The sequence below is a fragment of the Exiguobacterium sp. s192 genome (assembly GCF_018618795.1).
Taxonomy (GTDB): Bacteria; Bacillota; Bacilli; order Exiguobacteriales; family Exiguobacteriaceae; genus Exiguobacterium_A; species Exiguobacterium_A undae.
The window spans coordinates 734,275-750,851 of record NZ_JACSMS010000001.1 but is presented as its reverse complement, the minus strand read 5'-3'; the positions used below and the strand labels follow the sequence as shown (position 1 = coordinate 750,851).

General features: G+C 50.6%; 19 protein-coding genes. 12 read left to right on the top strand and 7 right to left on the bottom strand.

Going from position 1 to position 16,577, the window contains the following annotated elements:
• Positions 1-123: 123 nt before the first annotated feature.
• Both KNP87_RS03895 and KNP87_RS03890 read left to right on the top strand, forming a co-directional pair.
• A complete protein-coding gene (locus KNP87_RS03895) occupies positions 124-471 on the top strand; it encodes a potassium channel family protein (RefSeq protein ID WP_119922962.1) in 348 nt (115 codons plus the stop codon).
• A gap of 32 nt (positions 472-503) precedes the next feature.
• Complete coding sequence (locus tag KNP87_RS03890; RefSeq protein WP_214720886.1) at positions 504-1,727, top strand: chloride channel protein; 1,224 nt, start codon at positions 504-506, stop codon at positions 1,725-1,727.
• Between the two features lie 53 nt (positions 1,728-1,780).
• Here KNP87_RS03890 and KNP87_RS03885 read toward each other — a convergent pair whose 3' ends face one another.
• The 3 genes from KNP87_RS03885 to KNP87_RS03875 are packed head-to-tail and all read right to left on the bottom strand — an operon-like array spanning position 1,781 to position 5,935.
• Positions 1,781-4,417 carry an ABC transporter permease gene (locus tag KNP87_RS03885; protein ID WP_214720885.1) on the bottom strand — a complete coding sequence of 879 codons (2,637 nt, stop codon included), beginning with the start codon at positions 4,415-4,417 and terminating at the stop codon, positions 1,781-1,783.
• Between the two features lie 16 nt (positions 4,418-4,433).
• Positions 4,434-5,219, bottom strand: coding sequence for a hypothetical protein (locus tag KNP87_RS03880; protein ID WP_214720884.1), 786 nt, complete (start codon positions 5,217-5,219; stop codon positions 4,434-4,436).
• A 20-nt stretch (positions 5,220-5,239) separates the two neighbouring features.
• Positions 5,240-5,935, bottom strand: a complete 696-nt coding sequence (locus KNP87_RS03875; RefSeq protein ID WP_214720883.1) for an ABC transporter ATP-binding protein — start codon at positions 5,933-5,935, stop codon at positions 5,240-5,242.
• A gap of 164 nt (positions 5,936-6,099) precedes the next feature.
• Here KNP87_RS03875 and KNP87_RS03870 point away from each other — a divergent pair, with 164 nt between their 5' ends.
• Genes KNP87_RS03870 through KNP87_RS03850 form a run of 5 tightly spaced genes read left to right on the top strand, consistent with a single transcriptional unit; the run spans position 6,100 to position 10,782 of the window.
• The gene (locus KNP87_RS03870) at positions 6,100-6,960 is read left to right on the top strand and encodes an efflux RND transporter periplasmic adaptor subunit (RefSeq protein WP_214720882.1); all 861 of its coding nucleotides are present in this window, start codon (positions 6,100-6,102) and stop codon (positions 6,958-6,960) included.
• The gene (locus KNP87_RS03865; RefSeq protein WP_214720881.1) at positions 6,960-7,640 is read left to right on the top strand and encodes an ABC transporter ATP-binding protein; all 681 of its coding nucleotides are present in this window, start codon (positions 6,960-6,962) and stop codon (positions 7,638-7,640) included. Before KNP87_RS03870 ends, KNP87_RS03865 begins: the two co-directional genes overlap by 1 nt.
• On the top strand, positions 7,637-8,782 hold the full coding sequence (locus KNP87_RS03860; protein ID WP_214720880.1) for an ABC transporter permease: 1,146 nt from the start codon (positions 7,637-7,639) through the stop codon (positions 8,780-8,782). The genes KNP87_RS03865 and KNP87_RS03860 overlap by 4 nt, the downstream gene beginning before the upstream one ends.
• 12 nt (positions 8,783-8,794) lie before the next feature.
• Positions 8,795-9,466: a response regulator transcription factor gene (locus tag KNP87_RS03855; protein ID WP_214720879.1), complete on the top strand. Its 672-nt coding sequence runs from the start codon at positions 8,795-8,797 to the stop codon at positions 9,464-9,466.
• Positions 9,463-10,782 (top strand): HAMP domain-containing sensor histidine kinase, encoded by a 1,320-nt coding sequence (locus KNP87_RS03850; protein ID WP_214720878.1) that lies wholly within the window; start codon positions 9,463-9,465, stop codon positions 10,780-10,782. The genes KNP87_RS03855 and KNP87_RS03850 overlap by 4 nt, the downstream gene beginning before the upstream one ends.
• 9 nt (positions 10,783-10,791) lie before the next feature.
• Here the strand turns inward: KNP87_RS03850 and KNP87_RS03845 are convergent, their stop codons facing one another.
• Positions 10,792-11,349, bottom strand: a complete 558-nt coding sequence (locus tag KNP87_RS03845) for an AAA family ATPase (RefSeq protein WP_214720877.1) — start codon at positions 11,347-11,349, stop codon at positions 10,792-10,794.
• Positions 11,350-11,424: 75 nt separating this feature from the next.
• On the bottom strand, positions 11,425-11,697 hold the full coding sequence (locus tag KNP87_RS03840) for a hypothetical protein (protein ID WP_214720876.1): 273 nt from the start codon (positions 11,695-11,697) through the stop codon (positions 11,425-11,427).
• A 95-nt stretch (positions 11,698-11,792) separates the two neighbouring features.
• Between KNP87_RS03840 and KNP87_RS03835 the strand changes: the two genes are divergently transcribed.
• The 4 genes from KNP87_RS03835 (at position 11,793) to KNP87_RS03820 (ending at position 14,444) form a co-directional block, all read left to right on the top strand.
• Positions 11,793-12,083, top strand: coding sequence for an RNA polymerase sigma factor (locus KNP87_RS03835; RefSeq protein WP_214720875.1), 291 nt, complete (start codon positions 11,793-11,795; stop codon positions 12,081-12,083).
• A gap of 100 nt (positions 12,084-12,183) precedes the next feature.
• Positions 12,184-13,356, top strand: coding sequence for an IS200/IS605 family element RNA-guided endonuclease TnpB (gene tnpB / locus KNP87_RS03830; RefSeq protein ID WP_214721035.1), 1,173 nt, complete (start codon positions 12,184-12,186; stop codon positions 13,354-13,356).
• A gap of 60 nt (positions 13,357-13,416) precedes the next feature.
• Positions 13,417-13,620, top strand: a complete 204-nt coding sequence (locus KNP87_RS03825; RefSeq protein WP_214720874.1) for an RNA polymerase sigma factor — start codon at positions 13,417-13,419, stop codon at positions 13,618-13,620.
• Complete coding sequence (locus KNP87_RS03820) at positions 13,617-14,444, top strand: hypothetical protein (RefSeq protein ID WP_214720873.1); 828 nt, start codon at positions 13,617-13,619, stop codon at positions 14,442-14,444. Before KNP87_RS03825 ends, KNP87_RS03820 begins: the two co-directional genes overlap by 4 nt.
• Positions 14,445-14,454: 10 nt before the next feature.
• On the opposite strand, the gene KNP87_RS03815 is transcribed toward KNP87_RS03820, so the two are convergent.
• Both KNP87_RS03815 and KNP87_RS03810 read right to left on the bottom strand, forming a co-directional pair.
• Complete coding sequence (locus KNP87_RS03815) at positions 14,455-14,850, bottom strand: GNAT family N-acetyltransferase (protein ID WP_214720872.1); 396 nt, start codon at positions 14,848-14,850, stop codon at positions 14,455-14,457.
• On the bottom strand, positions 14,847-15,530 hold the full coding sequence (locus KNP87_RS03810) for an HAD family hydrolase (protein ID WP_214720871.1): 684 nt from the start codon (positions 15,528-15,530) through the stop codon (positions 14,847-14,849). The genes KNP87_RS03815 and KNP87_RS03810 overlap by 4 nt, the downstream gene beginning before the upstream one ends.
• A gap of 151 nt (positions 15,531-15,681) precedes the next feature.
• Here KNP87_RS03810 and KNP87_RS03805 point away from each other — a divergent pair, with 151 nt between their 5' ends.
• Complete coding sequence (locus tag KNP87_RS03805; RefSeq protein ID WP_214720870.1) at positions 15,682-16,575, top strand: alpha/beta hydrolase; 894 nt, start codon at positions 15,682-15,684, stop codon at positions 16,573-16,575.
• Positions 16,576-16,577: the final 2 nt, after the last annotated feature.

Sequence of the window (16,577 nt, the reverse complement as noted above, 5' to 3'; positions counted from 1 at the left end):
GGATGGATGTAAAGGGAGACGATTTAAGAATCGTTCTCCCTTTTTTCGGGTAATTCAATAGATAAGGTAAAGGAACGAAAGTCGTCACGTGTCAAGTCTGCTTGTGAGGAGAGGAAGGATGCGATGATTGCCTTTTTCATTCTGTTACGCAATATGTATTACGTCCTGAAAATCCTGTTTCGTCAAGATGAACAAAAAGCCGTCATGTTCTCCGTCGCCTTTTTGCTGGCGGTCGGGATGTTTTTTTATCACAGCGTCGAACAGCTGAGTTATCTCGACGCGCTGTATTTTTCCGTCATGACGCTGACGACGGTCGGATATGGTGATATTCATCCGGTCACGCCGATCGGCAAGATTTTTACGATGGGGTATGTCTTGCTTGGAATCGGCGTTATTAGTGCCCTGATTGTGAATTTTAACCGGGCGTTAAAAGAATTCCACTTAAACAAAAACAAACCAGACCGGAAGTGACGGGTAGTATTTGCGAATAAGGAGTGAAGCAGATGAACTTTAATCTGGTATTCGTCCTCTACAGTTGTCTGCTCGGGCTGATTGTCGGGGCACTTGCGTCGCTCTTTCTGGCATTGTCGAATCTGCTGATTCATGTGACGTGGACGACGATTCCGGAACAGCTGGACACGCCGTTTTATCCGTTTTGGATTTGCCTGTTCGGCGGATTGTTGATTGGTCTGTTCCAGACGTACATCGGCGACTATCCCCGGACGATGCATCAGACGCTTGAGGAATTCAAGACGACAGGCCGGGTTGCGTATGAAGGGGCAGTCGTCAAAAATACCGTGGCTGCCTTACTGGTTTTGACGTTCGGAGCAAGTCTCGGTCCGGAAGCAGCCTTGATCAGCATTCTCGGCGGATTGATGACGTGGGCCGGTGACCGGATGACCTGGACCCTGCAGAAGAAAAAAGAGTTGCTTGATCTTGGGATCGGAGCGATGTTATCAACGATTTTTTACGCGCCGTTGATCGGCGTCAGTGAAGCACTCGAAGACGGGGTGAACCGGACCAATTTCAAGCGTAAATCCATCAAAGTCTTGTTGTATGCACTGACGACAGCCTGCGGGATTTTCGCCTTTACGACACTGAATCGACTGTTCCCACACGAAATCTTATTTTCCATCAGTACACCGAAAGTGAACTGGACGGTGGAGGTGATGTACTTCCTGCTTCCGGCAGTCATGATCGGGACGGGATTCGGGTATCTATTTGTAATGTTTGGCCGCTGGACGGACATTGTGGCACGAAACTATCCACATCCACTTGGTTTAGCTTTGGCCGCCGGTGCAATCTTAGGTCTGTTCGGCAGCATGTCGTCCTATTTCTTATTTTCCGGCGAACAAAAAATCCTCGAGTTCTCGCGGATTGCCTTCGATCAATCGGTCTTCTTCTTAATCAGCATCGCCGTCGGGAAAGCCTTTTTGACCCATGTCTGTTTTTCGTTCGGATGGCGGGGCGGAAAAATCTTTCCGGCGGTCTTCTCGAGTACAGCGATGGCGTTTGCCTTAGCGTCCGTCTTTCCGTATACACCGGGTTTGCTGATTGCAGTCAGTGTCGCTGCCAGTTGTACGGTCATCCTCAAACAGCCGTTTGTCACCGCAACTTTGCTGCTGTTTTTATTTCCGTTACAATTTTTCCCATTCATCTTAGTGGTTGCCTGGCTCATCCATCAAGGGGCGACGCGCCTGACGAACCACACGACCAGAACGACCTGAAGACCGGACCTCGTATGGCGAGAGCCGGTCTTCAGGTTGTCTACTGATTCTGATTATCCTGCATCTTTTAATTCCTGATAGGGATTGACGCGTGCTGCGATTTGCGCCGGCAGGAGCGAAGCGATTGTTCCGAACAGAACCGGCAGAAGCAGGGAGACAGCGATCAACAGCGGCTCATCCCACGGAACGAGATCATACAACACATAAATTGTGATGTAAGAGATACTCAGTCCGACGATTCCGGCGACGAATCCGATCAGCATACCTTCTAACACAATCAATTGACGGACGGAACGGTTTGTCCAGCCAACGGCTTTTAAGATCGCGAGCGACGCCCGCCGGTCGGTGACGTTTTGCCACATGATTTCGCCGGTCGTCAGGATGGCAATCGTAATTGCTACACCCATCGTCACGTAATGCATCGGACCGACCTGTAAGGCGACGAACTGACCGAGCCATGACGTATACAGGACGCCTTGCAGGTGGAACGTCACGAACAGGAAGAATGTCAACAGAGCCGTTGGTAAAGCAATCGATAAAATCGACAGCGCATTCCGCTTCCATTTGCCGAAAATCTCTTTGAGTGCGAGCGTCCAGGTCGAACGGAGACCGAGTTTGACGTGAGACGATGATGCATATTCACCCGTCTTGATGGCTTCGTACGGCGAAATTTTCCGGATCGTAAAGGCAGACCAGGCGGCACCGGCAAAGTAAATCACGAGACTGAACAGGGTAATCCAGAGTAAGCTCCACCCGTTCATCGTTTCGTTTCGGACATACGAGAAGATGCTTTCGACAATTAAAGCGACAACGGAGACAAAAGCGGCGAGAAGCGCGGCTTCAATTAACACAATCCGGTACAAGTCTTTTGTCCGCCAGCCGAGTGCGAGCAAGACGGCAAATTCCTTCCGCCGGGCGAGCATCGAGACGTAACTTGTCGCAAGGACATAAACGATGGCAACGGCAAGCATCGCGAAGATGACACCGGAGAAGCCGACACTCGTTTCGCGGAAGATTGTCATCGCGGCACCGATATGAACCCACGGCTGTTCGATCCAACCGAGTGTCTTGCCGTCATCGACGACCTTTGTCACGACCGGTTGCGGCGACGACCCCTTTGTAATCGTTGCCAGCAGTCCGGTTTCCTGTTCGATTTGTGTCTTAACGTTTTGCAGGAGCTGTTCCGACTCCTCACTGACGGTTGTTGCGCCATTGATTTTGAGACGAATCGACGAGATGGCCTGTTTTCCGTTGACGGCAAAGGCACTGTCTAACGTCGTCAGGATGTTCGGCGAGTTCGTCAATAAACCAACCGGATTACCAGACGTGTCGATTGACTTTGCCGGATTGACCGGATTGCCTTTCGCATCGAGGACGAGATCAGCGGATGACGGTCGATAGGTTTCCATCGGCAGTTCATTGAGCGGATCTTTTGAGACTTTAATTTTGTTCGGATCATAGAGACCGACGACTTTAAAGGTGAGGTAAGGATACTTAAACGGAATTTCCATCTCGCTCGGATTTTTAACCTTTTTTCCGGTCGAGACAAGTGACCGATATCCTTTTGAAGGATGCGTCGACTCCGAAAAGTACCAGTTCTTTAAATGAATCGCAGAGGTGCTGACTTCAAAAGCATTCTTCCAGCGCGTCGGATATGGACTTTTGGTTTCATTGAACTGAAGCGGACCTGATTTATACAGCAACTGGGCACCTGGAGCATCTTCTGCAACAAACGTCTGGAGGTTTGTCCCTTCCGACAATGTTTTGAGATAGGTTTCTTCGACTTTAGAAGACGGCATCTCAAGGCGTTGCGTCAATTTGGCCGGATACGTTTGAAGGATAGAATTTACACGGTCACCGTCCGGCTGTTTTTTGACCAGTTCTTGAACCAGCTTTTGCTGATCCTGCTCAGTTTTATACGGGGCATCCAGCTTTTCAATCGTAAATTCATATGTCCCTTTATTAAAGGAATGCGGATTGACAAGAACCGGAATGATGTTGTCGTCAGCCCCTCGAGGTGACTCATGTTGATCCAGTTGTGAAAAATACCGGGAATTATTTTTGGAACTGACGCTTTGATCGAGCCCGACTAGTCGGGCTTCCTCTTTCGGATCGACAGCAACAATCAGAACCGGATTACCGGCAGAGACATCCCGAAATCTGTCCACCGGGGAGGTCGAGAAGGGGACTTTTTCTGGTAACTGGATCTTTGTGCCTTGAGCAATATGGATCTGCTCTTCGAATTGCTGTTCTTTGCCAAGGCCAGTTTCGGTGTATGTCGTTCTCTTATAGCGGTAAATACCGGGTTCCTTTGGAAACGTCATGGCTTTCTTGAACATGACAAACGTGTTGGCATAGCCCATGACAGCAATCGGTGCTGCAATATCAACTTCTTTCATCTGTTTGATGGTTTCATATTGCTCCAAAGAAATCCCGCCGTTGATACCGTTTAAATAGTTGGGTTCCAGCAGGTCACTTGATTCAGTCGACATTTGACTGCCTTTTGGCCGAACGACGATATCGTAGGCGGACGACCATTTCTTTTGTAATGTCTGTTCGACCGTGCCTTGACTGGAGTCGGTCAAGTTGAACATCAGACTGAGTCCGGCACTGATGATGAGCGCACCGACAAGCGTCAGAATGAACTTAAACCGTTGTCGGCGCCAGTGATTCAAAACGAAACGTAGCATAGGGATTCTCCTTTATTCAGTGATGGGAAGACTGATGGCGTAAATACGTTGTTAAATCCTGTTTGAAATGACGGAGTGCATTTGGATCAACCCTTTGACAATCTGTCTCTGTTGCATAGCGGGTAATCAGGTAGGGCGCAAGTGACGTCGACAACTCAATTCGCTGCGTCCACTCCGTCAGCGACTCGTGCCGTCGGCGTTGCAATGGTTTTGATAATTGCTGATTGAAGTCGAATAAGAGCAGCCGGACAGATTCCTGCGGTGGAACGAGCATCTTGGGTGTGCTCGTCGGATGGATCGAGAAGGGTCGTGGAAAGGCGGTCCGGTTATGGATTACGGAAGTTTCGCTGATTGGGCGATTCCGGAGCCGTCGCTGATTGAAATGATGATAGATGAAGAACATGAAGACCCCGGCAAGCAACAGACCTGCCCATAACCAATCGGACGACTTGGAACGGGCGGCTTCCTTGGTTGTTTCGAAGAAAGAGGCCGATTCAGCCGTTTTTACTTTTCCGCGTGAAGGACCTTCGATTTTTTCCGTTTTCCCGGTCGCACCCCCAAGAATTTCACCCTCGGAATCTTCTCGGATGATCCCTCCGGAACAGTTATATTTTGAAAAAAACCGATTTGACAATGAATCTTTTCCACATCCCCGTTTTATCGTCGTTTCCTGTTCGGAAAAGTCTGCTTGCCGAAAGGATTGATGAACCGATTGTGTCGTAAACAACAGCAGAAAAAAGACGGCGGATGAACCAATCACGCATACAATGAGTTTGGACCGGAACGTTTTGATGAATTCCACCTCGCCTCCATGAATCGTTTTTACACACTTCGAACCGTCTGCTTCCGCCGATCTTCGACAATCTGTCCATCCTGCATGAACACAATCCGATCCGCCCGTTCCGCGAGTGCCAAATCGTGCGTGACGAACAGAATGCCGCATTGTTCTTCTTGATGGAGATCGAGCAACAGTTGAAAGATCATCTCCCCGTTGATCGAGTCGAGATTACCGGTCGGCTCGTCGGCGAGAATCCAGCGCGGCCGATTGATCAGGGCTCGAGCGATTGCGACCCGTTGCTGTTGCCCGCCGGACAATTGCGCCGGCAAGGCATCCTGTTTCGCGGTCAGTCCGACTTTTTCCAAGATTTCCGCAATCCGGTCTTCTTTGTTGAAGTCGGTTTTTTGTTTCAGTAAGGGAACGAGCAGATTTTCTTTGACCGTCAAAGCGGGCAACAGGTGAAACTGTTGGAAGACAAAGCCGATTTCCTGCGCCCGGAACTTCGACAACTGCCGGTTCTTCCACTTCGTGATGTCCTGTCCGTCATAGTCGATTTGCCCCGATGTCGGCCGGTCGAGCGAGCCGATCAGACTTAAAAACGTCGATTTCCCTGATCCGGACGGACCGACAAGGGCGGTGATGTCATTCGCGGAAAACTGACAGGTCAACGCTTTTAAGACTTCACTCTGTAATCCCGCCTGGCTGAAGGTATGCGAAACGTCTTTAACTAAGATAGCCATCAAACCACTCCTTTTACAAATTAAGGTAAAATAAGTGTAATATTATTTGAAAATTTTGTCTATTCAAGAAAAGACTTTTTTTAATCAAATGCCCTCCGAATTCATAATTGGTTCATAACTTCCTTCTACAGTATGAGTATTCAAGACAAGGGAGGAACAAACAGATGAAGCAGACAAACAAACGAAAATGGTGGATCGGATTGCTAGTCATCCTGCTGATTGGGACAGCCGGTGTCGCAGCGATGGGGCAACAATCGTCAGCGGATGGATTAAAACGGGAGCAAGTCAAACAAAAAACGTTGCAGACGTATTATCATTTCACGGGACAAGTCATGGCCGACAAGCGCAGTACGGTCGTCAGTAATGAGCTGGTCGAAGTCAAGGCGGTCGAGGTTAAAGTCGGACAACAAGTCAAAGCGGGGGACACTCTGTTTTCAAGCGTGAGTGGCAAAACGTATCAAGCCCCGATTACGGGTGAGATCGCCAAGCTTGATGTCGAACCAAATGCCATCTACGGACCCAACACGTCACTCGCCGTCATCACGGACTACAGAGACTTGACCGTTCAACTGAAGGTCGACGAACAGGATATCCATCGCCTCAAACAAGATCAGTCGGTCGAGTTGCGTGTAAACGGCTTGGATGAAATTGTAGGCGGTACGGTGGAATCGGTCGGTAAAGAAGCGGTCATGGAAAATGGATTGTCGTACTTCACGGCGGACGTCACGATCGATGGGCCGGACCAACTGCGTGTCGGCATGACCGTCGAGGCCCGCATCAACAAACAATTGGTCAAGGAGGCGGCCGTCTTGTCGCTTGATGTCGTCGAGTATACGGAAAATGACCGTCCGTACGTCTACGTCGAAGAAGAAGGCGAAGTCGTCCGCCGGTTCATCACGACCGGAGTGACAGACGGGCAAGACATTGAAATCAAACAAGGTCTGTCCGTTGATGACTATGTCGTGTTGCCGACTGAACAAGGCAGTTCGGGTCTGTTACCGACTCCTCCGGGAGGTGCATCGTAATGGCCGTCGTCGAGTTAACACAGATTACGAAAGCTTACGGAGCAGGCGAAAACCGGCAAATGGTCTTGAAAGATGTGGATTTATCGATCGAGGCCGGGGAATACGTGACGATCCTCGGTCCGTCGGGATCCGGTAAGTCGACCTTGATGAACATCATCGGTTGTCTCGACATCCCGTCAAGCGGCAACTATCACCTGCAACACCAGGATGTCAGCCAACTGTCTGAAGATGAACTCGCCCGGATCCGGAATCAGGAAGTCGGTTTCATCTTTCAACAGTTCCAACTGTTACCGCGATTGACGGTCCTGCAAAACATCGAGTTGCCGCTGATTTATGCGGGTGTCTCGCCAAAAGAACGGCGCCGGCGGGCGATCGATTTGCTGACCCGGGTCGGACTCGGGGAAAAGGGGAGTGTCTATCCGCATCAGTTGTCCGGCGGGCAACAACAACGGGTCGCGATTGCCCGGGCACTCGTCACGAAACCGACGCTGCTGCTGGCGGATGAACCGACCGGGGCACTCGACCAAAAGACCGGCCAGCAAATCATGGGTTTGTTTCACGAGTTGGCGGACGAAGGGAAGACGATCGTCATGATCACCCACGACATTACGATTGCGAAACAGGCGAAACGAATCGTCCGGATTGAAGACGGACAGGTACAGGAGGCGAGTCATCCATGATACGCGAAACCTTTCGGATGGCCTGGACGAATATCGTCCACCATAAAATGTGGTCTTTTCTGACGACACTCGGGGTCATCATCGGTGTTGCTTCCATCATCGCCCTGATTTCAATCGTCAACGGGGCGACCGCCTCGATCAATGCCGAAGTCTCGACGTTCGGGGCAAACAAATTGACGATTCAAACGACGGCGTCTCCGTTAAAAGCAGGATTATCCCAAGGACAACTGGAAGAGTTAAATCAAGTCGACGGGACACGCGGTATTGCCCCGACGTTGACGACTCAATTATCGGTGCGGTCGGCAGACGCCCGACTCGATGACGTGACGATCAGCGGCCGCAATCACATCTACTACCAGGAATCGGCCGATGTCACACAGGGACGGGAAATCAAAATCAGTGATGTCGAGCAGGAAACCGTCGTCGCCGTCATCAGTCCCTCCGTTGCCCGGACACTTTTTCCGGGACAGGAACCGGTCGGACAGTCGCTGTTCCTGAACGGTTTGACGTATCAGGTCATCGGCGTGAGTGATGCCGACTCGGAGGAAATCGTGATTCCGTATACGACGGCACTGCGGACGCTTGACATCGACACGGTGCAACAAGTCGATGTCTTCAAGGAGGAGTCGGCCGACGTCGCGACCGTCAAACGGGATCTGTCCGCGAAAATGTATCAATTCTATAATGAACAGGAAGACCGCTATACGATCGTCAGTCTTGATGAAGCTCTTGATTCAATTGATCAAATCAATACGATGTTGTCGTTGCTGTTGACCGGCATTGCCTCGATCTCCTTGATTGTCGGCGGCATCGGAATCATGAATATGATGCTCGTCTCGGTCACGGAGCGGACGACGGAAATCGGTCTGCGCAAGGCACTCGGCGCACGACCACGGGCGATTCGGCTCCAATTTTTACTCGAGTCGATCTTATTATCCTTGATGGGTGGTGGAATCGGCATCATTGTCGGAGTCGGTCTGGCATATCTCGTCAGTCTGCTGATCGGGACGACGTTTACGATTTCCGTCGGGACGTTGCTCCTTGCAGCCGGTTTTTCAATGCTCGTCGGGGTCGTCTTCGGATATGCGCCCGCTCGAAAAGCGTCGTTGCTCCATCCGATTGAAGCCCTGCGCAATGCGTAAAGGAGGTGTGGGATGGTTACCATCCTGATTGCAGAAGATGATCCACATGTCCGGTACCTGTTAGGAGAGACCTTACGTGCGGCAGGATTCCGGACGATCGAAGCCGCAGACGGAGCACAAGCGCTTGCCTGCTTTGACGAACAACACATCGATCTGCTTGTCACGGACGTCATGATGCCGCATGTCTCGGGTGTCGAACTCGTCCATGCGTTGCGGCAAGCCGGGTATGATCTGCCGATTTTGATGCTGACGGTCCTCGATACGTTTGCTGATAAGGAAGCGGGATTCGTGACCGGCGTCGATGATTATCTGGTCAAGCCGGTTGATCTTGATGAATGGCTGTTACGGATTCATGCTTTGCTTCGGCGATCGAAAATCGTCGCGACGCAGGAACTTGTCGTGAAGACGTTGACGTTACGGATGCGGGATGCGACCGTCGTCACACCGGACGGCGAACTGGCGTTACCGCAAAAGGAATTTCAATTGCTCTATCGTCTGTTGTCCCAACCGAAACAGATTTTCACACGCCAACAGTTAATGGATGAGATTTGGGGATATGATGTTGAAAGTGACAGCCGGACAGTTGATGTCCATGTCAAACGGTTACGGGATAAATTTAATCAGTATGAAGTCTTTACGATCGAGACGGTCTGGGGACTCGGCTACAAAGGGGTCGTGTTATGAAGCCGTTTTTTCAGTCAATCTCCGGTCGGTTTTTCCTTATTTTGTTTGGCTTGCTGCTGTTGCCGTTATTGATTCCGCTCGGGGCGACGTTCTTTTTCCAATTCGATTCGGTCCGCCAAGATGTCGCACAACAACTGGCGGAACGGACGGGTACCGTCGAACGGTTGATGGTCGAACAAGAACTGTCCTTCGCTTCAGCCAGCCGCTACGTCGAACAATCGGTGATTGAGACGACGGAAGTCTCGGCCGACCGTTTACAAACTATGGTTTCACTGTCTGAAACTGAAACAGAGACGCTCCGACAGAAAGGAGAAGTGGCTGTCGCCGGAACCTTTTCGGAGCGTCCGCTTCATATTCGGCAGGTCGGCGAACGTTACTTGGTGGCGACACCGAATCCGGACCAGGACCTCGTCTCAAGTATTCGCAACTCGTCCTTGGTTGGAATCGGTCTGACGATTGCCGTCGCCTTTTTCCTGACCTGGTTTGCCGTCCGGCTCGTGACCCGACGGATCAAACGGATCAGCGAAGCCGCTGTTGAAGTGACGCAAGGCAACTACGACATTCAGATTCCGGATCAGGGGAGTGATGAAGTCGCGAACTTGATTCAGAACTTTAACCAGATGACCGTCGCCTTGCAACGAAACGAATATTTGGCAAAAGATTTGGCGGCGGCGATTTCCCATGAACTGAAGACACCGATCGCCTCGATCCATGGGTTCAGCCGGTTACTGGCACAGCCCGGTCTTTCGGAAGACAAGAAAGAGCATTACATTCGGATCATCGGACAGGAAAGTGACCGTCTGTCCCGCCTGACCTCGAATCTTGTCCGGTTATCGCGGCTTGATCATCAGTCAATCATCCAGCGGAAGCCGTACCGTTTTGATGAGCAGGTCCGTCATTCTCTGCTGTTACTGGAATCCCAGTGGACAGACAAACATCTGATCCTCGATCTCGAGTTGGCGGAAGTGACGGTCGTCTGGGAAGAGGAACTGATGCAACAGGTTTTACTCAATCTTCTGCAAAATGCGGTTTATTTCTCACCTGCAAACGGCGTCCTATCGATTCGGCTGACACAAGCAACGGATGTGACGTTGACCATCACCGATCAAGGAAAAGGCATTTCGGCGGCGGAGCTCCCATTCGTGTTTGACCGTTTTTATCAGGGCGAGACCTCACGGACGACGGATGGTCACGGACTTGGCTTGTCGATTGTCAAACGGATTGTCGAATTACACGGCGGGGTAGTGACCCTTGATAGCACCACCGGTCAAGGAACGTCTGCCCGGATTCAAATACCACAAAAAGGACCTGCTTGAGCCGTTTGCTCAGACAGGTCCTTTCGACGCTTCCTCATTCATGAACCAGGCAGTGTCCTGCAGAAAAGACTCGATGTCGGTTTGCGTGCGGATCCGGATCATCTGATCCGCCTCATCCGGTTCAGGACGTTCCAATCGTTGACGTGACAAGATCTGCCGGTAATCTTCTGCACCGCGGATTTCCGCCCGATCCTTTATGGAAGCGTCAACCCGCGCCAACAGAACTTCTTCGGCAAGGTCAAAGTGAACGAGAATCGTTCGGTACTGATCCTTTGGAAACTGTTGTAAAAAGCGGATGTGCTGTTTTTTTGACAGATTGGCATTGCAGACAATCAGATGCAGGTCAGACTGAAGACGGGCATGTTCGACAATCGTGTCCGTCAGTTGATGTTTTAAGCGGTTTGGACCGTCGAGCGGTAACAATTTTTGATAATGGGTGTTCAGGAAACGGGCATGCACGTCTTGATCGATGACAAGAAACGATGGGTACAACCGGGACAAGCGGTCGGCAAACGTTGATTTTCCGGCATGTGTCTTGCCGACGGTCAGAAGAACGATCCGCCTCATCGGACTGTCCGCTCAGCCATCGCGTCGAGGATGGTCCGGACCCAGTCATTGACCTGACCGAAGCACGGTCTGACATCACCGATGTGATAAAACGTGCTCGCTTCCGAACCGGTCCAACTCGTCGAATCGAGCATACAAAGGAAAACCGGAATCCGGTTGGCAAGGGCAATCCCGAGCCTCGACGGCATCGAGTTCCAGCTGTCCAATCCGTTGCAGGGCAGCCGGAATATCGACCCGTTCCGATTGCGTCCAATCGTACGTCAGGTGATGACCTTGCTTGATCAGTCGGTTGTTTATGAATTGGATGTCTTTGATGTTGCGGAAGCTGCTTGCCGTGTGAAAATTCATCTAAAAATCTCCTGCCCTATAATTTTTTACAGATTTTTGAAACTAAATCGGTCCATACTTAGTCTAATAAGATAGAAAGGAAAGGGAGGAGTGCTGTGTTCCGTAAAAAAATCGCCGGAAGCTGGACGGATGATACATTTCTCACGGCGCTATATGCTGAAGAACGCTACATCTACCGGATATCGTATCTGTATTTAAAACACGAGCAGGAAGCGCTCGAAAACGTTCAGGAAGTTGCCTTTCGTGCCTGGAAGTACCGGAAGTCGCTGCAGGATGTCACCAATTTTAAGACTTGGCTGACCCGAATCACGATTAATGCAGCACAGGATAGGAGTGAGGCGCAAATCCCGTCGTTTGAACATCTGGTCGTCGATCAACTTTATTAAAATTAGGCGAGAATACTTCCACTTCTAAACGAAGTGAAAGTGGGAGATGAATCGCCAGCCTGCTTTTCGGGTATATTTTCCTTAAAGGAGGTGAAAAATGGTGTTGAAGCACAAGGCCTACAAATTCAGAATCTACCCCACAAAAGAGCAGGAAATCCTGATTGCGAAGACGATTGGATGTTCGCGCTTCATCTTCAACCACTTCTTGGCGAAGTGGGATGAATTGTACAAGACCACTGGAAAAGGACTGTCCTACGGTTCTTGTTCCAAAGAAATTCCTTTGTTGAATCAGGAGTTCGATTGGTTGAAGGAAGTTGATAGTACATCTGTTCAGATCAGCGTCAAACATCTTGCTGATGCATTTGACCGCTTCTTCAAGAAGCAGAACGAACGCCCTCGATTCAAGTCCAAGCGCAATCCCGTCCAGTCGTACAAGACCAACATCCAAGGCAAAAACCAGCTTCCTGAAGTATCGATTGGATGCAATAAGCTCAAACTTCCGAAGCTGAAATGGGTACGTTTCGCCCATTCGAAACACATCACAGGCCGTATCTTGAACGCCACGATTCGACGTAACGCTTCAGGCAAATATTTCGTCTCCCTGCTTGTCGAGCAGGAGATCAACGAATTGCCGAAGACCGGTTCATCCGTCGGCGTCGATGTCGGACTCAAGAACTTCGCCATCCTGTCGGACGGCACGGTATACAAGAACGACCGTTACTTCCGTTCGCTTGAGAAGAAACTGGCGCGCGAACAGCGTAAGTTCTCCCGCCGTCAACGCATCGCCCTGAATAAGAAAATCACGCTGTCCGAGGCGAGAAACTATCAGAAGCAGAAGCGGAAGGTCGCCCGTATCCACGAGAAGATCGCCAACAAGCGAACCGACTTCCTGCACAAGGTATCGACCGAGATCGTCCAAAACCACGACGTCATCGGCATCGAGACCTTGCAAGTGAAGAACATGCAGAGGAATTGCAAGTTGAGCAAGGCCATCTCGGACGTCAGTTGGTCGGAGTTCTTCCGCATGCTGGAGTACAAGGCGGACTGGTACGGGAAGACCGTCGTAAAAGTCGGCAAGACCTTTGCTTCCAGTCAACTGTGCTCCAGTTGCGGACATCAACACAAAGACGTGAAACATCTTGGCTTGCGTGAATGGACATGCCCGAGTTGCGGCATCCATCACGACCGGGATGTGAACGCAGGACTGAATCTCAAACAAGAAGCCGAACGTATCTTAGCTTCTTCAACCGTCGGGACGACGGGGTTAGCCTGATCAATTTTCGACCGTTAGGTCGGATAACTCAGGAATCCTTCATCTCTAAGTGAAGCGTAGGTGGAGGTAGTTCAACTGGCGGACTTGCTCGAACGACTTGAAGTCAAAGAACGGTCGTTACTGCTCTTGCGATACCAAGCCGATTATTCTTTTCAGGAAATCGCTGACTTACTCGATATTCCGGTCAGTACGGTGAAAAGTACATTATACCGGATAATTCAAAAACTGCAACGGCACCAAATGAAAGGAGGAGAGTCCGGATGAAACAGCAACTTGAGACCGTGTTAGAAGACATTCCCGTACCGGATACCGTTCACGCCCGGATGGAGCAGGGGCTCCGCCGCAAAAAACGGAGGCATCGTTTACCGCAACTGATTTTGGCAGCTAGCCTGCTGATTGGTCTGTTGCAATATGACCGACTCGAATCTTGGATCCAGACGCCGATCGACCAATCGACCGCCTCGATGCTGCCCGGACTCGTCTATCAGGAGAAGATGTATATCCAGGCGGACACGACAATCAGCGGACAAGCAGTGTCTCAACTGCGTGGTCGGAAGTTAGGGACGTCCGAAAACACGTTGACTGAAGAAAACGAAACGACTTTATCAAAACAACCCTTCGCCTCGAACCTGACGGACTATACGATTTACGAGCTGGAAGGATATGACCCTTCCATCCGACTGCTTGCAATCGGTCAGGAGGACGGGCAACGAATCGTCCGGGTCCTTGATCAAACGACCTTTCGACCGGACTATTTCCGACACCTTCGTCTCGATCAAACGATCACGCACATCAGCTATCAGACCGAACGGACGCGGGATTCGGAGCGGAAAGCGTCGCTTGCACCGTCCGCATCCTGGACAAATCTGTTGACTGGTCTAAGTACGGCAACGCCACTGGCCGACTCCGAACTGCCATCCAGCATTCAGAACCATCCGGAGTTGCGGATGGTTGACGTGACACTGGCCGACGGGGTCACGAATCAGTTCCAATTAATTAAGGGGGGCTATCTTTTTTACGAACCGTTACACGCTTATTTTGATATGAAGGGAACCGCATTTGAAACCGTTTGGGCGGAAATGCATTAGGAGAACCGAATCACTCAAACGATTTCCGGAAACCGTAAAACGGACGAAATGCCTGACCCCGGTAAAAACTTTCCGAGCTGCTTGAGGCGAGGACTTCGATCCGGGTCGTCGGATACCGGTCATGAAGACAGGCGAACAGCTGTTGAGCCAGACCTTGACCACGGAAATCGGCATCAATCAGTAATTCACAGATGTACAACGTGACCTGAGTGTCTGTCATTCCGCGGACATAACCGATGACCTCCCCCGCGTGTTCAACGACAAGTGCAGCGTTTGAGTGTTGCCAAGCAAGTTGGGTCCGTTCATGGAGACGGACGAGCTGGTTCCAGCCTTCCGCAGCATTTAAGCGCTGAATGTCGGGGAAGTCCTGATCTTGGTACGGGCGGATCTGATAGGCAGTTGTCATGAGCGTGACCTTCTTTCTAAGTTAAGTTGGATGAGCAAGGGTTCGAGTTCCGACCAGTCGTTCACTGTGTAGGAAGACGGACTGGCAACAACCGGATGATCTGTTTTTAAGATACCCGTCATCCCGACTGCTTCTGCTCCTTTGATATCGTGAAGCGGATGATCCCCGATATACAAAACATTTTCCGGGGCAAGCTCCCAGTGGATCAAAGGACGTAAGAACAGTTCCGGATTCGGTTTGGAAAGACCCACTTCTTCCGAAATCAAGATCGGGTCAAAAAATGTCTGCAATTGATGGTGGTTGATGACGGCACGTTGCACGTCGCTCCGACCGTTCGTGATGAGCCCGAGCCGACAGGACACGCGCAACTGCTCCAACATGTGACGTGTCTCAGGGAACAACACACTCGTCTTTGCAAACTCGGAGACGTAGTCGTGCAACAACTCGGACACGGTGACACCCTCAAGGTGTAAGTGGACGATTAAGTGGTGATAGACGATATCCTTCCACACGTGACCGTTTTGATCCAGTTCCAGAAAAAGTTGTTGGTACAGATCAAGCGGACAAGTCGAACGCGGGGCAATTCGCTTGGCGTGTTGGACGGCCAAAAAGCGTCGTAACGAGGTGACGCGATCGAGTAACGTCCCATCGAGATCAAATAAAACAGCCGAGATGGTCATGAACACGCAACTCCTACTTATTAATTATATTTCAATTACCTTAATATTATTCTAAATTATTCAAAAAAAACAAAAAGGATATCCCAAACTTTTGCAGAACACCAGTTAGGATTGCCTGTTTTATCAACAACGACACGAAAGGAGACATGGTATGCGTACAAAAGTGTCTTCTTTGCATCAAGTACAGTACTTGGATACAGGCACAACCGGGACACCCATCGTGATTTTGACCGGAATGGGGTGTTCCTATGAAGACTGGTATGAGATCGTTCAAACATTGCGACCAACCAACCGGATTCTCAGCTTCCACCGGCATTCCTGGCAGGAAGGCGACGGGATTCACCGGACGAGTCACGCCGTTCAACAACTGCAAAGGCTGTTGAACCATTGCAACGTAGACGAACCGATTCTCTTGGTCGGTCACTCCTATGGCGGATTGATTGCCCAAGAGTTCGCAATCCGGTATCCCGATCAGGTAAAAGGGTTGCTTTTGGTCGATTCGACGTCAGTTGACTTACACGAACTTGATGACCTCGATACACCCGTACTTGATACACTGTCGTCGGATGCCACCTGGATTGAACAATGCCGGCGTTATGCAACACAAACGAGCGACCAGCTGCGTCTGTTGATCCAACCGGCATTGACGCCGGCGCAACAACGCTTGCCGGAAACGGTTCAGTCAGCGCTGCTCGATTTCCAACTCGATCCTGCCCTCTATGCGATGATGGCGACAGAAGTCACGCACTGGAAAACGGATGCGGAACGGATGCGGACGGACAATTTCCCGGAACTGCCACTGATTGTCCTCGGTCGGGACAAGGAGCAAAGCATTTCAGACGGAATCGAAGACGGGTTACCGGAACACGAACTCCGCCGACTCGAAGAAACATGGCATCGATTGATTGCACAACAAGCCAAGTTGACAGCAACAGCTGAATTAATCTTCGTTCCAACAGCAGGTCATGCGATTCATCTGGACCGGCCGGATCTCGTCATCGCGGCGATTCGAACGCTTGACCAACACCAAATAAAGGATGTGTGACG